The organism is Cryobacterium suzukii (genome assembly GCF_004403185.1).
GTDB lineage: Bacteria > Actinomycetota > Actinomycetes > Actinomycetales > Microbacteriaceae > Cryobacterium > Cryobacterium suzukii.
In genome coordinates this window covers 188,477-212,986 of the sequence record NZ_SOHJ01000011.1, presented here as the reverse complement: position 1 = coordinate 212,986, position 24,510 = coordinate 188,477, and the positions used below count along the sequence as shown (strand labels likewise).

Annotated in this window: 22 protein-coding genes; 14 read left to right on the top strand and 8 right to left on the bottom strand. The window is 65.3% G+C overall.

Translation table 11 applies throughout. The features are described 5' to 3' along the window. The first annotated feature begins 34 nt into the window (after window positions 1-34). The 8 genes from E3T39_RS10770 (at window position 35) to E3T39_RS10735 (ending at window position 9,295) form a co-directional block, all read left to right on the top strand. On the top strand, window positions 35-379 hold the full coding sequence (locus E3T39_RS10770) for a zinc ribbon domain-containing protein YjdM (protein ID WP_338145273.1): 345 nt from the start codon (window positions 35-37) through the stop codon (window positions 377-379). Between the two features lie 12 nt (window positions 380-391). Beyond that, the gene (locus tag E3T39_RS10765) at window positions 392-988 is read left to right on the top strand and encodes an FHA domain-containing protein (protein WP_134515150.1); all 597 of its coding nucleotides are present in this window, start codon (window positions 392-394) and stop codon (window positions 986-988) included. Window positions 989-1,080: 92 nt separating this feature from the next. After that, the gene (locus E3T39_RS10760; RefSeq protein ID WP_134515149.1) at window positions 1,081-4,023 is read left to right on the top strand and encodes an FtsK/SpoIIIE domain-containing protein; all 2,943 of its coding nucleotides are present in this window, start codon (window positions 1,081-1,083) and stop codon (window positions 4,021-4,023) included. A gap of 241 nt (window positions 4,024-4,264) precedes the next feature. Further along, entirely contained in the window at window positions 4,265-5,479 is a 1,215-nt protein-coding gene (locus tag E3T39_RS10755) for an ABC transporter substrate-binding protein (RefSeq protein ID WP_134515777.1), read from the top strand. Beyond that, entirely contained in the window at window positions 5,479-6,678 is a 1,200-nt protein-coding gene (locus tag E3T39_RS10750; RefSeq protein WP_134515147.1) for an ABC transporter ATP-binding protein, read from the top strand. The genes E3T39_RS10755 and E3T39_RS10750 overlap by 1 nt, the downstream gene beginning before the upstream one ends. Before the next feature lie 2 nt (window positions 6,679-6,680). Continuing rightward, a complete protein-coding gene (locus E3T39_RS10745) occupies window positions 6,681-7,598 on the top strand; it encodes an ABC transporter permease (protein WP_134515145.1) in 918 nt (305 codons plus the stop codon). Beyond that, the gene (locus E3T39_RS10740; RefSeq protein ID WP_174845118.1) at window positions 7,595-8,401 is read left to right on the top strand and encodes an ABC transporter permease; all 807 of its coding nucleotides are present in this window, start codon (window positions 7,595-7,597) and stop codon (window positions 8,399-8,401) included. Before E3T39_RS10745 ends, E3T39_RS10740 begins: the two co-directional genes overlap by 4 nt. Before the next feature lie 9 nt (window positions 8,402-8,410). Beyond that, a complete protein-coding gene (locus tag E3T39_RS10735) occupies window positions 8,411-9,295 on the top strand; it encodes a diacylglycerol/lipid kinase family protein (RefSeq protein ID WP_198416118.1) in 885 nt (294 codons plus the stop codon). Here E3T39_RS10735 and E3T39_RS10730 read toward each other — a convergent pair. Both E3T39_RS10730 and gabT read right to left on the bottom strand, forming a co-directional pair. Next, on the bottom strand, window positions 9,292-10,284 hold the full coding sequence (locus E3T39_RS10730; RefSeq protein WP_241979656.1) for an asparaginase: 993 nt from the start codon (window positions 10,282-10,284) through the stop codon (window positions 9,292-9,294). The genes E3T39_RS10735 and E3T39_RS10730 overlap by 4 nt on opposite strands. Window positions 10,285-10,288: 4 nt before the next feature. Further along, complete coding sequence (gene gabT / locus E3T39_RS10725) at window positions 10,289-11,689, bottom strand: 4-aminobutyrate--2-oxoglutarate transaminase (protein ID WP_134515142.1); 1,401 nt, start codon at window positions 11,687-11,689, stop codon at window positions 10,289-10,291. 97 nt (window positions 11,690-11,786) lie between these two features. On the opposite strand from gabT, the gene E3T39_RS10720 reads away from it, so the two are divergent. After that, complete coding sequence (locus E3T39_RS10720; RefSeq protein WP_420898160.1) at window positions 11,787-12,272, top strand: OsmC family protein; 486 nt, start codon at window positions 11,787-11,789, stop codon at window positions 12,270-12,272. Between the two features lie 47 nt (window positions 12,273-12,319). On the opposite strand, the gene E3T39_RS10715 is transcribed toward E3T39_RS10720, so the two are convergent. Then, window positions 12,320-12,889, bottom strand: coding sequence for a hypothetical protein (locus E3T39_RS10715; protein ID WP_134515138.1), 570 nt, complete (start codon window positions 12,887-12,889; stop codon window positions 12,320-12,322). 443 nt (window positions 12,890-13,332) lie between these two features. Here E3T39_RS10715 and E3T39_RS10710 point away from each other — a divergent pair, with 443 nt between their 5' ends. Both E3T39_RS10710 and E3T39_RS10705 read left to right on the top strand, forming a co-directional pair. Next, window positions 13,333-13,692, top strand: coding sequence for a PadR family transcriptional regulator (locus E3T39_RS10710; protein WP_134515136.1), 360 nt, complete (start codon window positions 13,333-13,335; stop codon window positions 13,690-13,692). Then, entirely contained in the window at window positions 13,689-14,828 is a 1,140-nt protein-coding gene (locus tag E3T39_RS10705; RefSeq protein ID WP_134515134.1) for a hypothetical protein, read from the top strand. The genes E3T39_RS10710 and E3T39_RS10705 overlap by 4 nt, the downstream gene beginning before the upstream one ends. 328 nt (window positions 14,829-15,156) lie before the next feature. Here E3T39_RS10705 and E3T39_RS10700 read toward each other — a convergent pair whose 3' ends face one another. Together E3T39_RS10700 and E3T39_RS10695 are read right to left on the bottom strand one after the other, a co-directional pair. Beyond that, a complete protein-coding gene (locus E3T39_RS10700; RefSeq protein ID WP_134515133.1) occupies window positions 15,157-16,503 on the bottom strand; it encodes an aminotransferase class III-fold pyridoxal phosphate-dependent enzyme in 1,347 nt (448 codons plus the stop codon). Window positions 16,504-16,555: 52 nt separating this feature from the next. After that, window positions 16,556-17,383, bottom strand: coding sequence for a lysophospholipid acyltransferase family protein (locus tag E3T39_RS10695; protein WP_420898157.1), 828 nt, complete (start codon window positions 17,381-17,383; stop codon window positions 16,556-16,558). A 44-nt stretch (window positions 17,384-17,427) separates the two neighbouring features. On the opposite strand from E3T39_RS10695, the gene dxr reads away from it, so the two are divergent. Beyond that, entirely contained in the window at window positions 17,428-18,510 is a 1,083-nt protein-coding gene (dxr, locus tag E3T39_RS10690; protein WP_134515131.1) for a 1-deoxy-D-xylulose-5-phosphate reductoisomerase, read from the top strand. 8 nt (window positions 18,511-18,518) lie between these two features. On the opposite strand, the gene E3T39_RS10685 is transcribed toward dxr, so the two are convergent. Together E3T39_RS10685 and E3T39_RS10680 are read right to left on the bottom strand one after the other, a co-directional pair. Further along, a complete protein-coding gene (locus E3T39_RS10685) occupies window positions 18,519-18,986 on the bottom strand; it encodes a mucin-associated surface protein (protein ID WP_134515129.1) in 468 nt (155 codons plus the stop codon). Beyond that, window positions 18,983-20,281 (bottom strand): serine/threonine-protein kinase, encoded by a 1,299-nt coding sequence (locus E3T39_RS10680; protein WP_241979655.1) that lies wholly within the window; start codon window positions 20,279-20,281, stop codon window positions 18,983-18,985. Before E3T39_RS10680 ends, E3T39_RS10685 begins: the two co-directional genes overlap by 4 nt. A 109-nt stretch (window positions 20,282-20,390) precedes the next feature. Here E3T39_RS10680 and E3T39_RS10675 point away from each other — a divergent pair, with 109 nt between their 5' ends. Further along, window positions 20,391-21,770, top strand: coding sequence for a M50 family metallopeptidase (locus E3T39_RS10675; protein ID WP_134515127.1), 1,380 nt, complete (start codon window positions 20,391-20,393; stop codon window positions 21,768-21,770). A gap of 124 nt (window positions 21,771-21,894) precedes the next feature. Here the strand turns inward: E3T39_RS10675 and E3T39_RS10670 are convergent, their stop codons facing one another. Then, complete coding sequence (locus E3T39_RS10670) at window positions 21,895-23,079, bottom strand: acetyl-CoA C-acetyltransferase (protein WP_134515125.1); 1,185 nt, start codon at window positions 23,077-23,079, stop codon at window positions 21,895-21,897. 216 nt (window positions 23,080-23,295) lie between these two features. Between E3T39_RS10670 and E3T39_RS10665 the strand changes: the two genes are divergently transcribed. Next, on the top strand, window positions 23,296-24,510 hold the full coding sequence (locus E3T39_RS10665; RefSeq protein ID WP_134515123.1) for a substrate-binding domain-containing protein: 1,215 nt from the start codon (window positions 23,296-23,298) through the stop codon (window positions 24,508-24,510).

Genomic DNA, 24,510 nt, shown 5'->3' with positions numbered 1-24,510 from the left:
TACCGGCGCAGTCCAGTCGCGTATTATGAAACGAGTGAATGAGACCCTGCCCCCGTGCCCTGAATGCTCCAGCGATTTGACCTATGAGATGGGCGCGCTGCTGGTTTGCCCACTCTGCGCCCACGAATGGTCGAATGAACCGGTCGACGAAGAACAGGAAGCCGTTGTCAAGGACGCCTTCGGAACCGTGCTGACCGACGGTGACACCGTCTCGATCATCAAGGACCTCAAGGTCAAGGGCCAGTCGTTGTCGATCAAGGTCGGCACTAAGGTTCGCAACATTCGTCTCGTCGACCCGGTCGATGGCCACGACATTGACTGCAAGGTCGATGGTTTCGGATTCATGCAGCTCAAATCCAGCCTGGTCAAAAAGGTCTAGGCCAGGCCGATCGTGACGTGTCAGATTTGCGGGGCCTGGTTGCCGGTCTTGGCCATGTTCTGCGGCGAATGCGGCAGCTCCCGTACCGCTACCGTGGAGTCGCGCAAGCGCCCGGACCCTCGCCCCAACGACACGACGATCATTGCGCGCCTGCCGCGCACCACCGTCGTCATCTCCGTACCGATTCCCGCGGAGGTTCCGGCGCCCGTGCGGGCCACCGCCGTGGTGACAGCCGCACCAGGCGCAGCACCGCCCGCAGTCTCCGCCGCCGCGCTGCCGACCCGGGTGACCTTCGTGTTGACCTTCAGCACCGGTCAGGTGGCGTCCGTGCAGGGCTCCGGCCTGATCGGCCGCAAACCCCTGGCCCAACCCGACGAGACTTTCGACGACCTCATTCGGGTAGCGGATGCCGACCGCTCGGTCTCCAAGACTCACCTTGAGTTCGGCCAGCACGACGGCGATTTCTGGGTCAGCGACCGGGTCTCGGGCAACGGCACCGTGATTCGCCGTCCGGGCGAAACGGCCGAGGCACTCGAACCGGGCCGACGGTACGTTCTGCCGCGTGATACCCGGGTCGAAATCGCTGACCACTCGTTCAGTGTCGCCTGAGATACCTCCTCCACCGCTGACCAGAACGCCGGTTGTGCACCGATAATCAGGTCGCGGCTGTTTCTCGACCGATAATCGGGTCTGCTGGTGGGGTGTCCGCCGTCGATGAAACCCTCGCGCTGCCGCCCGCGCCGGCCGCTGCGCCGCCCGCGGGGTTTCCCCTGCTTGCCACGGTGGCGCCCCTGGTCGCTGCTGGAATGATCTGGATGATCACCGGCTCGGCCTTCGCGCTGATTTTCGCCGTTCTCAGCCCGATCATCGCGGTGGCCAGCATGTTCGACTCGAAACGTACGGGCCGTAAACGCCGCCGAGCTGAGACGGCCTCGCACGGCGACGCCGTGGCGGTGCTGCGTTTGATGATCACCGAACGTCACACCCGCTGGCGCGATGAAGCCTGGCGGCATACGCCTTCGGCGAGAAACATTGTGCTCGGGCGTGCGGCGGCCGCGCGTTGGCGACAAACGGATGGCACGCTCGTCTCGCTGGGCGTCGGCCCGGCCCCGAGCGGCATCCGACTCGGCGGAGGGAGCGCCCCGAACGATAACCGGCAACTGCGGGAGTGGGCAGCAACAGTCACCGGCGCCCCCATCGTCGTCGACCTGGCCCAGGGGCTTGGTATCGTCGGGCCGGTGCCGCTCGCGGCAGCCCTCGGCCGCGCCGTTGTCGTGCAGGTCGCTTTCGCGGTGCCGCCGACCGACTTGGGTGTCGCCGCCCCCAGCGATGCCGAGTCCACCGACTGGGACTGGGTGGCAGAGCTGCCGCACGCGGCGCCACCGCCGCGCCGGGTTACACTCCAGCTGCGAACCACGACGACGACCAACGCCATCAGCACCACCGATCCGCGCCGTGGGGAACCAGAAAGCGGGCGGCTGTTGCTCGCCCTGGCGATGCGGCTCGAAGACTTGCCGCCGGGCTGCGGAACGGTCGTGCGTGTGAATGGCCCAGCACGGGCACAGATTATTCGCTCGCCGAATCGGGCGCCCCCTCTGGATTTCTGTCCGGAGCTTCTCGCCAGAGCCGAAGCCGTCAATTTTGCGGTGGCACTCGACGAGCAGGCCAAGTCCGCAGGCCTCGTGAGCACGATGGGAGCGATCCCGGCCATGGTCCCGGTCATGCAACTGCTCGACCACGTCACCGATGCTGCGACGATGGACCGGTCAATGGCCCCGCCGAGCCTCGCCTGCCCGATCGGAGTGGGCCGAGACGGGCCGGTGTGCCTTGACCTGGTGCAGTCCGGACCTCACGCCGTGGTCGGTGGAACTACCGGCAGCGGCAAGAGCGAGCTTTTGACCACCTGGGTTGCCGCGCTGGCCGCGACGTATTCGCCGCGGCAGGTGAACTTTCTCCTGGTCGATTTCAAGGGCGGCGCGGCCTTTCAACCGCTTGCTCGACTGCCGCACTGCGTCGGACTCATTACCGACCTCGACTCGAACGCAGCTACTCGGGCTCTCGTCAGTCTGGGTGCCGAACTGCGTTACCGGGAGCGCATGCTGAGTGCGGCAGGGGCGCGGGACGTGACCGACGCGCGCCTGGAGCATCCGCTTCCCCGGTTGGTCATCGTCATCGATGAATTCGCGACCATGCTCGCGCTGTTTCCCGAGCTACACGCCCTCTTTGTGGACATTGCCGCCAGGGGACGGTCGCTCGGAGTACACCTGATTCTGTGTACCCAACGGCCGGCCGGGGTCGTGCGCGACGCGCTGCTGGCTAACTGCAGTCTGCGCCTGTCGCTGCGGGTGAACAACCGGGCCGACAGCCAGGCCGTGATCGGCACGGATGCTGCGGCCGGGTTGGCACCGAATGAGCCCGGCCGGTGTTTGGTCGCCACGGAAGCCGGAGAACCGGTGCTCTGCCAGGTCGCAACGACCGGAGAACTCGACATTGCGAGCATCGCTACGGCGCTACTGTCAACGTCATCCGGATACGTTCCCAGACGTCCATGGCTCGATGCGCTGCCGCCGATTGTGACCGAGCTCGATCTGGAGGCGGCGACCGTGGGGGAATCGTCGGCGACGGGGTATCCGCTCGGGTTGCTCGACGAACCCGAGCGCCAGCGGTATTGTGTGTTCGCCTACGACCCCGACCGCGATGGGCACCTGTTGGTGGTCGGCGGGGCGGGTTCGGGTAAATCAGCCCTGCTGCACACGCTCACCCGGGTGGCCGAACATCGGGTCGAGACCCAGCTGGTCACGGCCGACGTGGAGTCTGTTTGGGATGCGCTGACGACTCTGAGCGCCCGCGTGGAAACCGGGCAACAGACTTCGGCGGCGCCTCGGTTGATATTGTTCGACGATTTTGATTCCGTCTGCGCCCGCTGGCAGCCCGACCACCGGCTGGCAGCCGTTGATCTGCTCGTCGGTCTGCTGCGGGACGGAGCGGCCGCCGGTGTGCGTGTCGTCGTCGCCGTGCAACGGCACACGAGCGTGGTTCCCGGGCTGGCAGCACTGTGCCAGAGCACCCTGCTGCTGAAACTGCCGAGCGTGCAGGACCACCTCGCGGCCGGGGGACAATCGGCCGGTTATACCGCGTCGCTGCCGCCGGGTGGGGGAGTGTGGCGCACCCTGCGCGTGCAGCTGCTGGCGCCGACTCCGGGCCTGGTCATGCCTGCTGTCGTGGTGCCCGATGCGCTACCAGCTGGCGGTACGCTTCTGATCGTGTCATCGTCGCCGACGAGCACGGCCACCCGCCTGCGCAATGTCCTGGGTGTCCCGGTGCTGGAACTTGCCGGAACCAGCGCACCGGCGGCATCCGCTCTGCTGGAAGCAGGCGCTGTGGGCCAAGCGGATGCTGCCGGTCAACTGATTGTCGTCGGTGACGCCGAATCCTGGCAGGTGCACTGGACGTTGCTGGCACGGCTTCGTGGTTCGACTTCAAGCGATCGAGCGGCCAGCCTGGTGTTCGACCGCTGCAGCCTGTCGGACTTTCGGCTGGTTAGTCATCGCCGGGAGCTGCCGCCTCCGCTGGCACCCGGACGTGGACGGGTCTGGGTTTTGCACCCCGACGGAGATGTCACCAGAGCGATGTTGCCGGACTAGCTCAGAACCTCGGCCAACGGCTAGTGCAGCAATCTGTGCAGCGCCACCTCCCGAGCGTGGCGCACCGACGATTTCACGGGCGAATGGTGCAAGTTTGTGCTGATTTCGTGACAGAACGATTGCAAGATCAATGTTTTGACCTCTTTTAGGTGCTTCTACCACCGATATGTGCAATTATCGACCAACTCGCAACGCAGCGAGTGCCGACCGTGTGCGTGCCCAGAATGCTAGGAGAACGATGATGAAGTCCAAGCCGTTGCCCGCCGATCCCATGATCCGCCAGCTTATTCGCCAGGCGCAGAGCGCGCAGCTGGGCCGTCGCACACTGCTGGCCGGTGCCGGTGCTGGTGCTACGGCACTCGCGCTCGCCGCGTGCTCGTCCGGAGCGGCGGCCAAACCTACCGCTGCCGCAGACACCTCGGCCACCGACAAGACCATCCGCTGGGACAACTGGGCGCTCTACATTGACGTCGATGACGCCGGGAATTACCCCACCCTCGACGCCTTCATGGCGCAGACGGGCATCTCGGTCAAGTACACCGAAGCAGTCGACGACAACAACTCCTACTACGGCAAGGTGAAGGATCAGCTCGCCCTCGGCCAGGACATCGGCGCAGATGTCGCGTGCCTGACCGACTGGATGGTGAGCCGCATGATCAGATTCGGTTACACCCAGGAACTCGACCATGCCAACATTCCCAACCTCGCCAATCTGCTGCCGTCGCTGCAGGACGTCGACTTCGATCCGGGTCGGGCTATGAGTGTTCCCTGGCAGGGTGGGTTCGCCGGCCTGGCCTGGAACAAGGAAAAGTATCCGCAAGGTCTCAAATCGGTTGAAGACCTCTGGGCCCCTGATCTCAAAGGCCGCGTCGGGGTGCTCTCCGAAATGCGAGACACAATGGGCCTGATCATGCTCGACCAGGGCGTCGACATCTCCGGCACGTGGGGCGAGGAAGAATTCACTGCCGCTATCGACGAGTTCAAGAAGCAGGTCTCCGACGGCCAGATTCGCAACATCAAGGGCAACTCCTATAAGGAGGACCTCGCGAACGAAGACACTCTGGCCGCGATCGTCTGGTCAGGCGACATCGTGCAGCTCAACGCCGAAAACGGCGACAAGTGGGGCTTCGTCGTTCCCGAAAAGGGCGGCACCCTCTGGAACGACAACTTCGTGGTGCCGATCGGGTCGCCCGGCAAGAAGAATGTCGAAGAACTCATCAACTACTACTACGACCCGGCCGTCGCTGCTGAGGTTGCCGCGTACGTCAACTACATCACCCCGGTGGCTGGCGCCAAGGAAGCCATGATGGCCATCGACCCGACGCTGGCCGAAGATCAGCTGATCTTTCCCGACGACGCCACCCTCGCCAACGCCTATGTCTTTCGGGGGCTCGACGGCACCGAGGAACAGACCTTCAATGCCCAATTCCAGGCGATCCTGCTGGGTGCAGCCTAATGACCGTCGGTGCGTTCGCTGATCGTGGAGCTGACCTGGAGCTGGTCGGCATCGAGAAACGTTTCCCCGGGTTCACCGCCATTGAAAATCTCAACCTCACCATTCCGGCAGGGTCGTTCTTCGCGCTGCTCGGCCCCTCTGGCTGCGGCAAGACGACGACGCTGCGGCTGGTCGCCGGGCTGGAGGAACCCACGAGCGGGCGCATCCTGATCGGGGGAGCGGATGTGACGAATCAGAAATCCTTCCAGCGCCCGGTCAACACGGTGTTCCAGAGCTACGCTCTCTTTCCCCACATGACCGTTCTAGAAAACGTCGCGTTCGGGCTGCGGCGACGCAAGATCGGCGATCCGGTCGCCAAAGCGCACGAGGCCCTGCTTCTGGTGGAACTCGACCACCTCGCCCACCGAAAACCGCAGCAGCTTTCCGGCGGCCAGCAGCAACGCGTTGCCCTCGCTCGCGCCATCGTCAACCGGCCGGCGCTGCTGCTGCTCGACGAGCCGCTCGGGGCTCTCGACCTCAAGCTGCGGCGTCAGATGCAGCTCGAGTTGAAAACCATCCAGGAAGAAGTCGGCCTCACCTTTCTGCACGTGACCCACGACCAGGAAGAGGCCATGACCATGGCCGACACCGTCGCGGTCATGAACAAGGGCCGCATCGAGCAGATGGGGGAGCCGCAGCAGCTCTACGAACTGCCCAAGACCGCCTTCGTCGCGAACTTTCTCGGCCAGTCCAATCTGTTCACGGGCCCGGTCGTGTCCACCACGAGCACTGCCATAGCGGTCGAAGTCTCCGGTCAGAAGATCGTGGTGCCCCTGGGGCGTGCGCACCGGGTTTCGGGCGAGGTCACGATCGGCGTGCGTCCCGAAAAGCTCACTCTGCACGCCCAGGCGCCGATCCACGATGCCGGCCGCAACGTGGTAGGCCCGGGCAGGGTCATCGACGTGTCGTTCAGCGGGGTCAGCACGCAGTACCTTGTGGCCGTGCCCGGAGTGGGCACCCTGGTCGTGTTCGCCCAAAACATGGCTTTCGGGCCGGCCGCGCACGTCGGAGCCCAGGTCTGGCTCAGCTGGAATGTCGACCATGGCTTCGGGCTTGATGACGATCCGGCCGATGCGCCGCGGTTCGAAGCCGATCTCGATACCAAGACCATCGCCCGGCAGCGCCGGTCCTCGCTGATCACGGAGCTTGAGGGGGCCTAGCGATGGCCTTCGCCGCATTCTCGACTACCACAGCGCCGTCGACCGACCCGGTCGCCCGGCGTCGGAGCCCGGTGGCGCTGTTTCTGCTGTTGCCGGGCATCCTCTATCTGGTGCTCTTCTTTCTCACGCCGCTCGTGTCGCTGCTGCTGACGTCGTTCCAGGCACCGCGAGAGTTCGGCGACATTGGCCAGTACGACTACGCCTTTCGCTGGCAGAACTACGTCGAGGTCGTCACGACCTACTGGCCGCACATCGTGCGGTCATTCAGCTACGCGTTGGCCGCGACGTTTTTCGCATTGCTGATCAGCTACCCGCTTGCCTACTTCATCGGTGTGAAGGCTCGCAGGTGGCCGCTGCTGCAGAGCCTCATGCTCGTGCTCGTGATCGCGCCGTTCTTCATTAGCTTTCTGCTGCGCACCCTGGCCTGGAAGCAGCTGTTCTCCGACGAGTCCTTCGTCGTGCAGTCGCTTAAAGCGCTGTCCCTGCTGGGGCCGGAAGCCCACGTGACCGGCACCGCCTTCTCGGTGATCTTTGGCCTGACCTACAACTTCATACCGTTTATGACCCTGCCGTTGTACACGACGCTCGAACGGCTCGACGTGCGCTACCTGGAGGCTGGCAATGACCTCTATGCGAGCCCGTTCCAGGTGTTCCGTAAGGTCACCATTCCGCTGTCTATGCCCGGCATCGTGGCGGGAACCCTGCTCACCTTCATTCCGGCGGCCGGTGACTATATCAACGCCAGCCGGGACTTTCTCGGTGGTACCGGCACTCAGATGATGGGAAACGTGATCGAAGCGAACTTTCTCGTGCTGCAGAACTATCCCACGGCAGCGGCCCTGTCCATCATTCTGATGACCGTGATCCTCGTGATTGTCAGTATCTACGTCAAACGATCCGGAACGGAGGAACTGCTGTGAAGCTCTCCCTCGGTAAGTGGTTGCTGCCCGTGTACAGCGGGTTGGCACTGCTGTTCCTGATGATCCCCATCGGCTACACCTTCGTCTACTCCTTCAACGACTCTCTCAAATCGAACATCACCTGGCGCGGTTTCACCTTCGACAAATGGCTCAATGTCTGCAACGTACAAAACGGCGCCGTCTGCCAGGCCTTTGGCAACAGCCTGTTCATCGGAGCCGTGGCCACGGTCATAGCGACCACCCTCGGCACCATGATCGCGATCGCCATCGTGCGCTACCGGTTCAAGTTTCGGTCACAGACCAGCCTGTTGCTGTTTCTGCCGATGGCCACCCCGGAGGTCGTGCTCGGCGCCGGCCTGGCTGCCCAGTTTCTGTCCCTCGGTGTGCCAAAGGACATGCTGACGATTATTCTCGCGCACACCATGTTTTGCATCAGCTTTGTGGTGGTCACGGTGAAGGCGCGCGTTGCGAGCCTCGACCCGGCGCTGGAGGAAGCGGGCCGCGACCTGTATGGTTCCGCCTGGCAGGTGTTCGCGCGCATCACGTTTCCGTTGCTCCTACCCGGCATCCTGGCGGCCGCGCTGCTGTCGTTCGCGTTGTCCTTCGACGACTTCATCATCACGAACTTCAACTCCGGGGCAGTGACGACCTTTCCGAAGTACATCTACATCTCGGCGGCGCGCGGCATTCCGGCCGAAGCTAACGTGCTCGCCTCGGCCGTGTTCATCCTCGCGCTGGTCGTGGTCGTGACGGTGCAAGTCTCCGGGGCAGCGAAAGCGCGGCGACTGGTGAAGCTGAGCTGATCAACCCTAATGAGAAACTTCGACCTGCTGGTCAACCCGGCGGCCGGCCAGCGCGCGGCCACCGGTCGGGGTCTCCAGGTTGCGCAGCACCTGCGTGACGCCGGTGCTCGAGTCACGGTGACTCACACCCAGAGCGCGGATCACGGCTGCCAGGTTGCGACCGAAGCCGCCGGGCGTGGCAACATTGTTGTCGCCGTCGGCGGGGACGGTACGGTCGGTTCTCTGGCCGGCGCGGTTGTGGCGACGGGCGCGACCCTCGGCCTGGTGCCGGTGGGTCGGGGCAACGATTTTGCGCGGCAACTGGGAATTCCGAACGACCTTGCTGCCGTCGCCGACCTGCTGCTGACCGGATCGGTGCGTTCGGTCGATGTGATCGATGTCAGGGGGCAGATCGTGGTGGGCAGCGTCTACGCCGGGATAGATTCGCTCACGTCAGCGCTCGTCAACCGGGTTCACCGATTGCCGACCAGGCTGCAGTACCCCGTAGCCGCCGTCTGGGCGATCGCTACCCACCGGGCGACCGATTATCGCATTGTGATCGACGGCATGGCCCAGAGCATCGATGCACACACCGTGATCGTGGCGAATTCGGGCTACTACGGTTCTGGCATGCACGTGGCGCCCTCGGCGCAGCTCGACGACGGCCTGCTGGACATTGTCATCTTTAGCGCGGCCGGACGGCTGCGGCTGCTGAAGGCGCTGCGCCGGGTCTACAGCGGAACCCACCTGCAACTACCGGAGGTTACGGTGCAGACGGGGCGGGCGGTGGCGATCGACGCGGCCGGGTCCGTCGAGGCCTACGCCGACGGCGACCGTATCGGGCCGCTCCCGGTCGGGGCACGCGTGAGGCCCGGCGCGCTCAACGTGATCGCGCCGTCCCCCAGAACCGGCTAGACGTAGCTGGCGCGAATTTCTCCGACCGGCAGGCCTCCGCCGGTCACGGTGAGGCCGAGGTCTGGCAGCAGCTCAGCGACATCCGTTCGCGCGATTGCCCCAGCGTCGGCCAGCAGGCTCAGCGCGACCGCCGCGGCGGCGCGCAGATTGCCATCGAGAATCTTCAGCGCCACGGTGGTGCCGTTCTCGGCAGCGGCTACCATGATGCCCTCGGCGCCCCCCTTCATGAACAGGCCAAGTCGATCGATCACGATGCTGTCGGAGTGGCCGGGTCCGGCCACAACCCAGCCATTTGCGCGCACCGCTTCGGCCAGAAAACCGGCCTCGCGGTAGATCGCAAAGGGTGAGTTCGACTTGCTCGTACTGATGCGGGCGATACCGCGGGCCAGCCCGGTAAGCGAGATCGCGTGCACCGGAGCGCCGCACCCATCGACGCCCGACGCGACCGGCCGTTCGCCGGTAAAGCGTTCAAGCACGTCGAGAATGCGCTTTTGTAACGGATGCGCCGGGTTCAGATACCCCTCCAGGGCCCAGCCGTTCTGCTGGCACGCCACGAGCATCGCCGCGTGCTTGCCGGAGCACTCCATATAAATCGGTGCCTTGCTGGCGCCGAGGCGCACGAGGGTGTCGCGGGCGGCGGAGTCGATCGGCCAGGCCGCCGGGCAGGCGAGCGCCGTCTCTGGCACCCCGGCCCGGGAGAGGAGCCCGCGAACGAGCTCGACGTGGGCGGCAGTACCGCTGTGACTGGCGGTGGCGATGGCGGCATCCGCTCCCCGCAGGGCAGCGCCACTGGCCATGACCGCAACAGCCTGGAACGGTTTCATCGCCGAACGTGGAAAGACGGCGCTGGTAACGTCGCCGAGCGCCCGCAACACCTCACCATTGGTGCCAAGCACGATTGCCGAACCGGCGTGCCGGGATTCGACGAAGCCGCTGCGCTCGACGACGGCGAGCTCGACGGAGTCGTCGACCGTGAAAGTTTCCGTCACGGCGTCAGTGTGTGGGCGCGGTGAGCGCTGCAGCGTGAGCGGCCATGGCATCGTCGATCACCGAGAGGGCATCGACGATCAGAGCATCCGACAGGGCCAGGCTCGGCAGGAAGCGCAGGACGTTGCCGTAGGTTCCTGCGGTGAGCAGCAGAACGCCGTTTTGGCCGGCGTAGGTGGAGATGGCGCTCACCGCGGCAGCGTTCGGCGCTTTCGTGGTGTCGCCCGTGCCCGGCTGCACGAGCTCGATCGCCATCATGGCGCCGTGTCCGCGAATCTCGCCGATGATGTCGTACTTGTTCTTCAGCGCGGTCAGCCCCGCAGTGAGAGACTTCCCGATGCGTGCTGCCTCGCCGAGCAGGTTGTTGGCCTCGATTGCCTCAAACACGGCAATGGCGGCGGCGCAGGATACCGGGTTGCCACCGAAAGTGCCGCCGAGGCCGCCGGGCTGCGAGGCATCCATGATCTCGGCGCGGCCGGTGACGGCAGCCAGCGGGAAACCGCCGGCGATGCCCTTGGCGCTGAGCACGAGGTCGGGGATCCAGCCGAAGTGCTCGCTCGCGAAGTACTTGCCCGTTCGGGCCATGCCGCTCTGGATCTCATCGGCGATCATGACGACGCCGTTGGCGGTACACCATTCCTGGAGGGCGGGAAGGTAGCCATCCGCTGGCACCATGAAACCGCCCTCGCCCTGGATGGGTTCGACGACGAGGCAGGCCAGATCGGATGCTCCGATCACCTTGTCAAGGTAGGCGATGGTGCGGGTGGCCGCTTCGGCACCGGTCAGGCCGTCGTGATACGGGTAGGAACTAGGGGCGTGGTACACGTCGCTCGCGAGCGGGCCGTAGCCGGTGGCGTAGGGCATGGCCTTGTAGTTCATGGCCATGGTCAGCACCGTGCGACCGTGGTACGCGTGGTCGAGCACGGCGACGGCGCGGCGGCCGGTGTATTTGCGGGCGATCTTCACGCCATTCTCAACGGCTTCGGCTCCGGAGTTGATGAGCACGCTCTTCTTCGCAAAATCCCCCGGGGTGTGCTCGGCGAGCAACTCGGCGACGCGCACGTACTCTTCGTAGGGCGTGACGGTGAAGAGTGTGTGAATGAAGTCCTGGGACTGTTCGACGGCCGCCGCGACAACACTGGCCTCGGTGTGGCCGATCGTGGTCACTCCGATTCCGGCGCCGAGGTCGATGAATTGGTTTCCGTCAACGTCGACGACGATCGCCCCGTTGGCCTTCTTGATGTAGACGGGAAGCATGGAACTGACGCCATCGGAGACGACCGCTCGGCGCCGCTTATGCAACGCCGCCGAGATCGGACCGGGTATGGCGGTCACGATCTTTCGTTCTTGCGTGACCGAGTATGTCGGTGCGGAAACGGTGGCAGGGTCAATAAGAGTGTCAGTCATGATGAATCCACTTTACCGACCGCATTCCCCGCGACGTCGGTTGTGCTGTCAGAATTGCTGTACGACACGGCAATTTTTGGATCACCTTCGAGGGGGAATCATGCTTGGCGAACACAATTACGCGGTTCGGGTGGACTGGACCGGCAACGAGGGCACCGGCACAAGCAACTACCGAGCGTACGGCCGGCAGCACACGATCACTCCGCTCGGCAGGGGTGCCGAGGTCAAGGCCGTCATCAAGGGGTCGAGTGATCCGACCTTTCACGGCAATGCCGAACGCTGGAACCCGGAGGAACTGCTGCTCGCGGCGCTGAGCCAGTGCCACATGTTGTCGTACCTTCACGTGGCCGTGCGCCACGGGGTCACGGTCGTTGCGTACACCGATTCCGCGGTCGGCGTCATGCGGCAGCGGCCGGGCGGCGGCGGCAGTTTCGTATCCGTTACCCTGCGCCCCCGCGTGACGATCACGGATCCCGAGCAGGTCGAGTTCGCGCAGTCGTTGCACGCCGAGGCTGCCCGTGAATGCTTCATCGGCGCGTCGATGAACTTTCCGGTCGGGCACGAGCCGGTAACCACCGTCTAGAGGATTGAACCCCGGCCGAGCCGAAATTCACGGCAGGGCGAGCAGGTTTAGCAGTAGAAGGCGCGCGTCGTATCGGGCGCAACGATGCTCACGACTTCTCCGCCGGTCACCAGACGGGCGACGCCTCCGTAGGCGTTGCTTTCGCCCCAGGGGGAGGCGTCGGCTACTTTGTCGTAGACGAAGGGCCCAGAGCCGTCGTTGTACTCATCGAAAGCCTGCTCGGGGGGAAGTGCATCGAAGAAGGCTTGGGCATTGTCGCCGACCGCGAAGTTGCCGCTGCTTTCCAAGGTGATGCCATTGAAGCTGGGCTCATTGAAGGTGACAACAAAACCAGCCGGTTCCCAGACATCGAGCACGAGCGCGGTGCCGCCCCAGGAATAGCGGGCCGTCACGTTGCCGCACGCCTCAATCTCGCCCGTAGAATGCTCTGGCGAAGTCGCCAGTGCGTCGGTGAAGAAGAGCACGGCGGCGTCCGTCCCCTCCGAAAAGTCAACGCTAGAGAGCGGCTGTTCGGTCGCCGTCTCGCTCACTAACTGCGAACCGCTCATCGTGATGGTCGAAACGGTCGCGGCCGCCGCCGTTGGCGTTGGCGTTGTGTCGGCTTGCGTTGGTGCCACGCTCGCTTCCGGGGCAGCCGGCGCGGGCGAAGCGCATCCAGAAAGCACTAGTGCGGACAGCACAACTGTCACTGCACGCGCGATCACCGTAGTCTGCCGGCGCCTCGATGACTCCATGGCGCGTATGCGCTGACCGCTGCGTGAATTATTGCCACCGGCACTACTGAAATTCATTGAGCCCCCGCTCGTTCACTGCATAACATCTTTGTCCAAGCGCGAGTCTAGTCCGGGCGGTCATGAGCCGGTCGCCGCCGTTGGAGGGCGCTGCGCGCCCGGGCCGTGAGTTTGACGCCATTTCAGCGCTGAAATAGCCGCGAGCTCACGGCTCGGCGGCCGAAATTCACGGCTCGACGAGGGCTTTCGAAATTGCGGATGGCGCGGTAGTGCGGTTTGCATAGTAGTGTGGGGTGCGTTGAAGGTTCGTGCTGATCGAAGGGATACCGATGGATACCACCCAGTTACTCAAGGGGGTGCTCGATATGGCCGTTTTGGCCGTGATCGTCGATGACGACGGCTACGGCTATGACATTGTGCGTCGGTTGCGCGCCGCCGGGCTCGATGAGGTCGGCGACGCGTCGGTCTACGGCACACTCCGTCGGCTATACAGCGCGGGGGCGCTGTCGAGCTACGTCGTGCCGTCCGACGGCGGACCGCACCGCAAGTACTACGGAATGAACGCGAACGGCAGGGCCATGCTCGCCGAACAACGTGCGAACTGGACTCACTTCGCCGATACCCTCACCCGGCTGCTCGAACGGCCGCAACCCGCAGTTACCCTACTCACGATCGGCGACAACTCATGAGCGACACCGCCACCACCACCCAGCCCATTCGCGACTTTGCCCTGGCCGTGCGGGCCGCCCTGAGCGATTTGCCGGCCGACGATGTCGACGACCTCACTGACGGTCTGGAGGCCGACCTGATGGAGCAGGCCGCTGACTTCGATGATGCCGATGCTGGTGCCGCTGCGCCAGACTTCGAGCTCGGCGATCCGGTCGCCTACGCCGACGAGTTGCGCGGCGCGGCCGGGCTTCCCGTGCGGGGAGCGACGCCGACGGTTCGGGTGTCGGCGCGGCGCCGACTGCGCGCCCGGGCCGGTGCTGCGCGAGCGGACGCGGCCCGGCGCATCCGCTCGAGCGCGGCCGGTGCGGCGGTACTCGACTTTCTGCTCGTGTTGCGCCCGCTCTGGTGGGTGCTGCGCGGCTGGGTGGTCTACGCGGTCGCAGAGATCTTTGTGGGCGGCGCGATCAGTACGGTGCCGACCGACCCCGTGCGTTGGCTTGTGCTCTGCGCCTTCGTGATTCTGAGTGTGCAGTGGGGGCGCGGCCGGTGGCTGCCCTGGCGCTGGCTCCCACGGTTTCGCACCGTGGTCAGCGTGTGCGCGGTCCTGGCGCTGCCGTTGGTGCTGAATCTCACGGCGCATCAAGCGGCGAACGCGCAGGCCAGCGCGTATATGGAGTACGACACGTACAGCACGCAGGGACTCCTCCAAAACGGCCAGGAGGTGACCAACCTGTTCGCCTATGACGCCGATGGTCAGCCGCTTCGTGACGTGCAGCTGTTCGACCAGGATGGGCGCGCGCTCAACGTGGTCAATGACCCGGCCAACGCAAACAACCTTCCCCAGCTTGATGCGGCCGGCGAGCAGGACTTGGTCGTGCCGAGTCTGTTGGTGCCGGGCGGCAGCGGCTGGAACGTGTTCCCGCTGCGCCTGGTGAAGTCAGCGGACATCGACTACACCTACGACTACGTCGGACCGGCCGACCAAACGGATGCAGCGCCCGCGTCGTTCCCGTTCGCCCAGGTGCGGCCGCTCGTCGAGGCGCCGGGGGAGCCGTCGCCCACACCGTCGTCGCCGACACCGTCGTCGTCGCCGACACCCGCGCCCACGCTGTTGCCGGAACCGACAGCATCCGCTGCACCAGTGGCCGAACAATGACGCGCCCGTCCAACGTGCCGATCGTCATCAGCCCGTCTGCACTCGAGCTGCCGCCCACCCGGTCCGTTGACATCACTAATTGGGTCGCCACGGGTAAATACGCGGGGTGGGCGCCAACCTCGACCTGACGGGATTGCGCGGGCTGAGTTGGCACAAGGCGTTCTGGAATTCGCCAGCCATGAGCCGTGCCGCGCCGGCGAGCCGTGACTTTGCGGCGTCTCGCGCTGCCGAGCCGTGAGCTTGAGGCCATTTCAGTGCTGAACTGGCCACAAACTCACGGCTCGGTGGCCGAAACTCACGGCTCGGTGAACGGGGGAGTGACGCCGGGTTACGCGGGGTAGGCGGCCACCAGGGCGGTGAGTGCTTCTTCGAGCACGGTCGCAGCGTCATCGATCAGCTCGTCGGAGATCACGACGCTGGGCATGATGCGCAGCACGGAATCCCAGCTGCCGGCATCCAGCGCGATGACCCCGTTCGTGGTCGCGTGCTTGATTACGGCAGTCAAGGCCTCTGGGTAGGGCTTCTTGGTGCCGGGGTGCACCAGCTCCACGCCGAACATGGCTCCCTTGCCGCGTACCTCGCCGACGATGGAGAACTTCTCGGCCCAGTCGCCGATGCGCGCCCAGAGTGCGGCTTCGACCCGTTGCGCCTCGCCGAGCAGGTTGTCGCGCTCGATCAGGTTGAACACCGCGAGGGCTGCTGCGGTCGAGACCGGGTTGCCACCGAAGGTGCCGCCGATACCGCCGGGCTGCACGGAATCCATGATGTCGGCGCGGCCGGTGACGGCTGCGAGGGGAAAGCCGCCGGCGATGCCCTTGGCCGTGGTCACCAGGTCGGGTACGACGTCGTGGTGCTCGATCGAGTACCAGACGCCGGTGCGGGCGATGCCAGCCTGAATCTCATCGGCGACGAAGACGATGCCGTTCTCGGTGCAGAATTCGCGAATCCGCTTGAAGTAGCCGGGCGCAGGAATGACGACGCCGCCGTCGCCCTGGATCGGCTCGACGAAGAACGCTGCGATCTCGGTCGCTCCGATGTGAGTCGTGATGTAGTCAATGGTTTTCTCGGCCGCTTCGAGCCCGCTGAGCCCGTCTCGGAACGGGTAGCTGGTGGGGACGCTGTAGATCTCACCGGGGAACGGACCCATACCGGCACGTTCCGGCCAGGGGCGATAGGTCATTGTCATGGTCAGGTTGGTGCGGCCGTGGAAGGCATGGTCGAGGGCCACGATCGCGCGGCGGCCGGTGAACTTGCGGGCGATCTTCACCGCGTTCTCGACGGCCTCAGCGCCGGAGTTGACCAAAATCGAGTGCTTCTCAAAGTCACCGGGGGTGATCTCGGCGAGCTTTTCGGCCACTGCCACATAGTTTTCGTATGGCGTTACCGTGAACAGGGTGTGGGTCAGTTTCGCTGCCTGCGCGGATGCTGCCGCCGCGACGTCCGGATGCGCGTGACCGATCGTGGTCACCCCGATGCCGCAGCCGAGGTCGATGATCTGGTTTCCGTCGACGTCGACCAGGATCGCTCCCGCGCCGTGGTCCATGTAGATGTTGGCGAGGGTTCCGGCGCCGCGGGCGACCGTCTTCTCCCGACGAGCCTGAAGTTCAACCGACTTGGGGCCGGGAAGAGCCGTGACGAGTTTGCGTTGCTGGGGCACCGAATACGTTGCAGTCATTGCTCCAGCCTATGACTGTCGCCGCTTGAGACCGAATGCGTGTGGGTTACGGCTACAGGCGTTCGCGCGGAAAGACCCGGTGGGCGAGGCGATTCAGCGTGCCAACCGGGGGCGATTCGTTGTAAGCATGAGCCAATTCCTGGCCGGACAGGCCGTGAATGGCCGCCATGATCTCATCCGTTGCCTGGCGGCGGGCCTTGCCCGATGTGGCATGCCCGTGATGGCTGAGATCGAGCGGTTCGCCGAAGCTGACCGTGACCCGGCGGATTCGCGGAACCTTGGTGCCGACCGGCTGGATCTCCTGCGTGCCGATCAGTCCGACCGGTACCACGACGGCGCCAGTGGTGAGGGCAAGCCAGGCGACTCCGGTGCGGCCCTTATAGAGACGGCCGTCGAGAGAACGTGTGCCCTCCGGGTAGATCGCGAAGGCGCCCTCGGCTTCGAGTACGGCGCGACCGGCGTCGAGCGCGACCTGCGCGGCCTGTCCGGCGCCGCGTTCGACCCCGATCGCACCGATCGCGGTGAAGAACGTGCGGGACACCCAGCCCTTAAACCCGGTTCCGGTGAAGTAGGTCGATTTCGCGAGAAACTGCACCCGGCGGGTCGCGACGAGTGGGATGACGATGCTGTCGATGAAAGACAGGTGGTTGCTGGCGAGGATGACTTTGCCGGTCGCCGGGATGTTTTCACGGCCAACGATGTGCGGGCGAAACACGATGCGGGCGACCGGGGCCATGATGCCGTAGCCAAGAAAGTAGACGAATCCCGGACGCTTCACGCGTTCTGGTTCGTCGGGCACGTCGGCGATGACGGCTGAGGGGTCGCTATCGAGGGGACCGGTTGCGTCGTCGTCTTTGGGTTCTGCTCTGGCACCGGTCACCCGTTGACACTACGCCACGGACGGCGTGCACCTAGCATGGAGGGGTGCAGCGAGTAATTATCCTCGGGTCTACGGGCTCGATCGGAACCCAGGCCCTCGACGTTATCCGCGCCAACCCTGAACGATTCGAGGTGGTTGGCCTCGCGGCCGGCAGTGACCGCGACCTGCTCGCGGAGCAAGCCCTCGACTTTCAGGTCGAGCACACAGCCCTGGGAGCGGATGCTGCCGAGCAGCTTGTGCGGGACGTCGACGCCGACGTCGTGCTGAACGGCATCACCGGTTCGGTCGGGCTCGGGCCGACGCTCGCCGCGTTGAAGGCTGGTCGCATCCTGGCCTTGGCGAATAAGGAGTCGCTCATTGTCGGCGGTGACCTCGTGAAATCGATCGCGGCTCCCGGCCAGATCGTGCCCGTTGACTCCGAACACTCCGCCATTGCGCAGGCATTGCTTGCAGGAACCCAGCACGAAGTGCGTCGACTCGTGCTGACGGCATCCGGTGGGCCGTTTCGCGGTTTTACCCGGCAACAGCTTGCCCGGGTCACGCCCACGCAGGCCCTCGCGCACCCCACCTGGAATATGGGCCTCGTGGTGACTACCAACTCGGCCACCCTCGTGAACAAGGGCCTGGAAATCATCGAGGCGCACCTGTTGTTCGACGTGGAATACGATCGCATTGACGCCGTCGTCCACCCGCAATCCGTGGTGCACTCGATGGTCGAATTCGTCGATGGGTCGACGATCGCGCAGGCAAGCCCCCCGGACATGCGGCTGCCGATCTCGCTCGGACTGGACTGGCCGAACCGGGTAGCCGCAGTTGGCACTCCGATCGACTGGACAGTGCCGCACAGCTGGACTTTTGAACCCCTCGACAACGCGGCCTTTCCCGCGGTCGAACTGGCCAAGAAGGTCGGCCGCAAGGGTGGCACCTATCCCGCGGTATTCAACGCGGCCAACGAGCAGGCCGTTGCTGCTTTTCACGCCGGACGCATCGGTTTTCTGGACATCGTCGACACGGTGCTGCGCGTGGTCGAATCCCACGAACAGGGCGCAGAACTTACCAGGGAGTCGCTCGCCGAGGCCGAACGCTGGGCGCGTGCCGCCGCTGACCAGCTCATCGCGGCCCACTAACGCACCGGTCAGTCGTCGCGGTCTTCGCGGTTCTCCTTCGCGTTTTCAGCGTCCTTCTTGGCGTTTTCCGCATCGTCTTTTGCCTGTTCGGCGCGGTCCTTGGCGTCTTCGTCGTTCTGCTGCGCGGCCGCGGCCTCCTCCGCGGCCTTCGCTGCGGCCTCCTCAGCCACGACGGCGGCATCGATCTCAACGGTCAGGTCGTCCCGCACCAGATTGATCGCGGACTGTATCGACGCCGATCGTTCGGCGCTGACTTGGCCGGAAGCGGCCGCCGTGCGCAGATTCGCTTGCATGGCGGTGAGCAACGACTGGGCGTCGGCGAAGTCTCCGTCGGCGGAAGCTTCACTGATCGCCAGAATCTCGGTCTGCAGCTGCTCGGCCGTGACAGCCTGCAGGTCGACGGCGGTGGCCGTGCAGCCGGTCAGCGGCAGGAGGAGGAGGAGGGCGGCCAGGGGCAGCCGATGGCGTCGATTCACGGGTTCACGCTTTCCTGCAGCTCTTGAAGGTGGGTGCCGAGCGTGCCGTCCACGGCCGGATAACTCGGTGGTACCGCGGCTGGAGCTTCGGCCGGGTTGAGCAGGAGCAGGGCGGCGACGGCAAGGGCGATCAAGATGAGCCCACTCGCAACCGGGAGAAGCAGCCGGCGGCGCACGGGGCGGCGCGGCTTGGCGGGGACGTTGGAAGCGGGGATGCTGGCGGCGGGGATGCTGGCGGGAGCATCCGTTTTCAAAAGCTCGGTCGGGGCGTCAGCGTCTGCGGCGGCCGGCATCAACAGGGTGGGGTCGGGCGCGGCGGCCGGCATCAACAGGGTGGGGTCGGGCGCGGCGGCCGGCATCAACAGGGTGGCAGTGGGCGCCGCCGCGGGCAACAGCCTGGTGGGCACCTCGGCGTTGCGGCTGCCGGTGGCGAGCGCACGCAGCAATCCGGCGGCGTCGGCGGCGGTGGGCCGGTCGGCGAAATCGCGGGCGGTCATGGCACGGAGAACGTCGGTCCAGTCGCGGCCGAGCTGGCTGGGAATCTCGGGCTGACGCTGCAGCCGCGCCATCGCCGATTCCACGGCGGTTCCGGGGTAGGCGCGCACCCCGGTGAGGCACTCGAGCAGCACCAGCCCGAGGGAATAGACGTCCGTCGGCGCGCCGATAGCTCCACCGAGTGCCTGCTCAGGACTGAGATAGCTCGCGGTGCCGAGCAGTGACCCGGTCGCGGTGAGCCGGGTTTCGTCGAGCAGCCGGGCAATGCCGAAATCGGCGAGCTTGGCGTGCATGTTGCGGCCGGGGAAGCCGGAAGGCGCCAGCAAAACATTCGCCGGCTTGACGTCCCGGTGAATGATGCCCTGCTCGTGCACGTAGTGCAGCGCTTCGGCGAGATCGGCACCCATCACGGCCACTTCGAGGCCACCCAGTGGGCCGCCCTCGATGCGGGTGCGCAGATCGGGGCCGTTGACGAGTTCCATCACGATGAAAGTGCGTGGGGAGCCATCGACGGTTGCGGTGCCCGCGTCAAACAGGGTGACCAGGGCGAAATGGTTCAGGCTCGCGAGCAGGGCGATCTCACCGCTCTGCCGCTCGGGCTCCGACGCGGAGCCGTCGGCGCGAAACAGTTTGACGGCCACGGTGCGGCCCAGAGCGGTATCCATCGCTCGATAGACGGATGCCATCCCCCCGGTACCGATGAGGCTCTCGATCAAAAATCGGTTGGCTAACAGGCTGCCGATCGGGCCGAGTGTGGCCGGAACGGGCAGCTTCTGCGTGGGAACAGGTTCGTAAGACAAGGGACCTCCTGGTGCGTCCGCCTTCTAGCAAAGCACATGCACCTCTTAAACCGGGAGGTCGGGGCGCACAGCCAGCCGCTTTGCAGCTTGATGCGGTTACTCTACGACAGTGGAAAACGTACTGCTGTTCATACTGGGCGTCGCGATCGTCGTCGTCGGACTCGCCGTGTCCATCGGCCTGCACGAAATCGGCCACCTCGTGCCCGCGAAGCTGTTTGGTGTCAAGGTCACCCAGTACATGATCGGCTTCGGGCCCACGATTTGGTCGCGCACCAAGGGCGAGACGGAGTACGGCGTCAAAGCGCTGCCTCTCGGTGGTTATATCGCCATGATCGGCATGTTCCCGCCCTCCAAGAAGGGCGGAGCCCCCCGCAGCACCACCACCGGCTTCTTCGACCAGATGGTGCAGGAGGGCGCACCGGAGAAGAAAACCAGCGCCCTGTCCACCCTGGTCGACGACGCCCGCCAGGCCAGCGCGGAGACCATCGGCGAGGGCGAAGACCACCGCGCGTTCTATCAACTGCCGGTCTACAAACGCGTGATCATCATGCTCGGCGGGCCGACCATGAATCTGCTCATCGCGATCGTGATGTTTGCAATTTTGCTCATGGGATTCGGAAGCGCGCAGATCAGCACCACCGTCGGCAGCGTGAGCGAGTGCGTGCTGCCCGCATCGAACGACCGACAGACCTGCGCGGCCACCGATGAAGCGTCGCCCGGTGCCGCTTCCGGTCTACTGCCCGGAGACCGACTGGTCAGTATCGGCGGCACCGCCATCGCGAGCTGGGAGCAGTCGACCGAGATCATCCGCTCGGCGCCCGGTCGTACCCTCGCCGTCGTCGTCGAACGAGACGGTACCGACGTCGATCTCGCACTCACCCCCAAACTCACCGAACGCTACGTCTACACCGCTGATAACAAAATTAGAACGGATGCTTCCGGCGCCGCGATCACGGAGGAGGTCGGCTTCGTCGGCATCGGAGCCGCGAGCGAACTGGTGCCCCAGCCCGTGACGGCCGTGCTGCCGATGGTCGGCGACAACATCGCCGGAGTCGCCCACGTGATTCTCAACCTGCCCGACCGGCTCGTGGCCGTGGCCAATGCCGCGTTCGGCCCGGGGGAGCGCGACCTGGACGGACCGATCAGCGTGGTCGGTGTCGGCCGGGTGGCCGGCGAACTGGCCAGTATGGACACCATTCCGGTGGCCACCAAGGTCGCGAGCATGCTTCAGCTGCTCGGATCGCTCAATATCGCCCTGTTCGTGTTCAATCTGGTGCCCCTGCTGCCGCTCGACGGCGGCCACGTGGCCGGGGCGCTTTGGGAAGGCATCCGTCGATTCTTCGCGAAGCTGTTCAAGCGACCCGACCCGGGACCGGTCGACATGGCCAAGCTCATGCCGCTCACCCTGGCTGTGGTGATTTTGCTCGGCGGGATGAGCCTGTTGCTCATCTACGCCGACATCGTCAAGCCGATCAACTTCTTCGGGTAGGGCACTACTCCCGCGGGCGGATGCGGCGCCCCGCGCCCAGACGCAGCATCGAGTCATGGCACCACACTGGGATTCCGACCCGGCTTGGTCTGGTCTGACCGGCCTAGCCGTACCCAGCCAGACGTTACCGCGACAGCAGCAGCGCCTCGCCCTGGCCGCCGCCGCCGCACAGGGCCACGGCGGCCTTGCCGGTGCCGCGACGCGCCAGTTCGAGCGCGGCATGCAGGGCGATGCGCCCGCCGCTCGATCCGATGGGGTGGCCGATCGCGATGCCGCCGCCGTGAATGTTCACTTCGTCGGCGCTCACCCCGAGTACCTTCGACGACTGCGCCACGACCGAGGCGAAGGCCTCGTTGATCTCGATCACGTCGAGGTCCGCCACAGTCCAGCCCTGGCGGGAGAGTGCGTGCGCGATCGCGTTGGCCGGCTGGGAGTGCAGGGAGTTGTCGGGGCCGGCAACCTGGCCGCTGGCCTCAATCACAGCCAACCAGGGCAGGCCGTGCTTTTCGGCCCAGCCGCGGCTGGTCACGACGACCGCGCTCGCCCCGTCGCTCAGGGGGGCGGCATTGCCGGCGGTAATGCTTCCCGCGGGGTCGAAGGCGGGGCGCAACCGGCCGAGCGTCTCGGTCGTGCTCTCGGCACGCACACCCTCGTCGGTGCTGATCACGAGCGGCTCGCCTTTGCGCTGCGGCACGCTGATCGGCGTGATCTCGTCGTGAAAGACGTCGTGTGCCGCGGCCGCGGCGGCCCGCTGGTGCGAGGTGGCGGCGATTTCGTCCTGCTCGAGTCGAGTCTGGCCGAGTTCAACGTTGGCGCGCTCGGTCGAGAGTCCCATCGAGAGTCCGTCGAACGCGTCGGTGAGTCCGTCGTGGGCGGCGTGATCGAGAGCCGAAACCGTTCCGTAGGCCCAGCCTTGGCGGGAGCCGGGCAGCAGGTGGGGTGCGCGCGACATGGATTCCTGGCCGCCGGCCACGACGACATCCGCTTCGCCGAGCCGCACCAGCCGGGCGGCATCTATCACGGCGGCCAAGCCGGACAGGCACACCTTGTTGAGCGTCATGGCCGGCACGTTCCAGGGGATGCCTGCAGCCACGCTGGATTGCCGGGCCGGGTTCTGCCCGCAGCCGGCTTGCAGTACCTGCCCCATAAGCACGAAGTCGACCTGCTCCGGAGCCACTCCGGCGCGAGAGAGGGCCCCGGCGATGGCTGCGGCGCCGAGGTCAACGGCGGTGAGGGACGAGAGCTGCCCGTTCACGCGACCCTGCGGGGTGCGTGATCCGGCCAGGATTACGACATCGTTTTCGGTCATCGGGACTCCTTTGTCAATGAGGTGAGGCCTCCAGCATATTGGCCACGTCTGGGTATCGGTTTACGCCTGAACCTTGACACTAGCGTCGATCGCCCATAGATTCCTGATACCTGAACCACCTGTCATGTTTGCGTTATTTTCTTGGCAGTCACTCTCCCAGCACCTCCTGACACCACCCCACTCACAGCAAGCAACCAAAGAACAGAGGCAAATTTCATGCGGGTAACGAAGATGTTCCTGGCCCCGGCGTTCATCGCCGTCGCCGCCCTCACCCTGGTCGGATGCGCACCAACGACAACGACCGGCGGCACGGCAGCCAGCGATTCCACCGACAAGGCCGCAGTGCAGGTAGGCATGATCACCTCGGCGACCGGCCCGCTCGCCGCCTATGGCGCCGCATACACCGCCGGCTTCGAGGCCGGCCTCGACTACGCGACCGACGGAACCGGTATGGTCGACGGCCGGGAGCTCGACATCACCTGGAAGGATGACCAGGGCAACCCCGACACTGCCGTCTCGGTCGCCAAGGATCTGATCGGGCAGGGCTACCAGATTCTGGCCGGCACCGTCGCTTCGGGCATCGCCGTCACCCTCGCCGAGCAGGCCGCGCAAAACAAGATCCTTTACATCTCCGGCCCAGCCGCTGCCGACGCCATCACCGGCATCAACGACTACACCTTCCGCTCCGGACGTCAGACCTACGAAGATGTCGCGACCGCCGGAACGTTCATCGGCGACCCGAGCGGCAAGAAGATCGTGGTCTTCGCCCAGGACAACGCCTTCGGCCAGGGCAACCTCGCCGGAGTCCAGGCCGTGCTGGGTGCCAAGGGCGCAACCGTCGAAGGCGTGCTCGTCGCCGAAGACGCGACCGAGTTCACGCCCTTCGCGCAGCAGCTGCTGGACGCCTCACCCGACCTCATCTTCGTAGCGTGGGCCGGTGCCAGCACCGGCGCTATGTGGACCGCGCTGCAACAGCAGGGCGTCTTCGACGCTGTTCCCGTGGTGACCGGCCTCGGTGACGTCTCGACCTACGGTGCCTATGGAGAGGCGAGCGGCCAGATCAGCTTCCTGTCGCACTACTTCGCGTCAGCCACCGATAACGAGCAAAGTAAGGCCATGATCAGCTACCTCAAGGCCAACGATGCGCAGGCAGACCTGTTCTCGCCCGACGGCTTCGTTGCCGCACAGCTGCTCGTGCAGGCCGTGCGTGAGGGTGGCGGCGACAACGTCGACGACATGATCGCCTCACTCGAGGGCTACACCTTCGACTCGGTCAAGGGTTCGCTCACCATTCGCGCCGAAGACCACGCCGTTCTGCAGCCGATGTTCCAGGCGACGCTCAAGGAAGGCACCGATGGCACATGGTCGCCGGAACTGATCGAGACCGTCGACGCGAAGACCGTCGCCCCGCCGGTCACCGCAGCGAAGTAA

Coding starts and splice junctions, on each gene's coding strand:
- E3T39_RS10755 (WP_134515777.1), top strand. CDS start 4,265: ATGAAGTCCAAGCCGTTGCCCGCCGATCCCATGATCCGCCAGCTTATT.
- E3T39_RS10750 (WP_134515147.1), top strand. CDS start 5,479: ATGACCGTCGGTGCGTTCGCTGATCGTGGAGCTGACCTGGAGCTGGTC.
- E3T39_RS10745 (WP_134515145.1), top strand. CDS start 6,681: ATGGCCTTCGCCGCATTCTCGACTACCACAGCGCCGTCGACCGACCCG.
- E3T39_RS10735 (WP_198416118.1), top strand. CDS start 8,411: ATGAGAAACTTCGACCTGCTGGTCAACCCGGCGGCCGGCCAGCGCGCG.
- gabT (WP_134515142.1), bottom strand. CDS start 11,689: ATGACTGACACTCTTATTGACCCTGCCACCGTTTCCGCACCGACATAC.
- E3T39_RS10710 (WP_134515136.1), top strand. CDS start 13,333: ATGGATACCACCCAGTTACTCAAGGGGGTGCTCGATATGGCCGTTTTG.
- E3T39_RS10705 (WP_134515134.1), top strand. CDS start 13,689: ATGAGCGACACCGCCACCACCACCCAGCCCATTCGCGACTTTGCCCTG.
- E3T39_RS10700 (WP_134515133.1), bottom strand. CDS start 16,503: ATGACTGCAACGTATTCGGTGCCCCAGCAACGCAAACTCGTCACGGCT.
- E3T39_RS10670 (WP_134515125.1), bottom strand. CDS start 23,079: ATGACCGAAAACGATGTCGTAATCCTGGCCGGATCACGCACCCCGCAG.
- E3T39_RS10665 (WP_134515123.1), top strand. CDS start 23,296: ATGCGGGTAACGAAGATGTTCCTGGCCCCGGCGTTCATCGCCGTCGCC.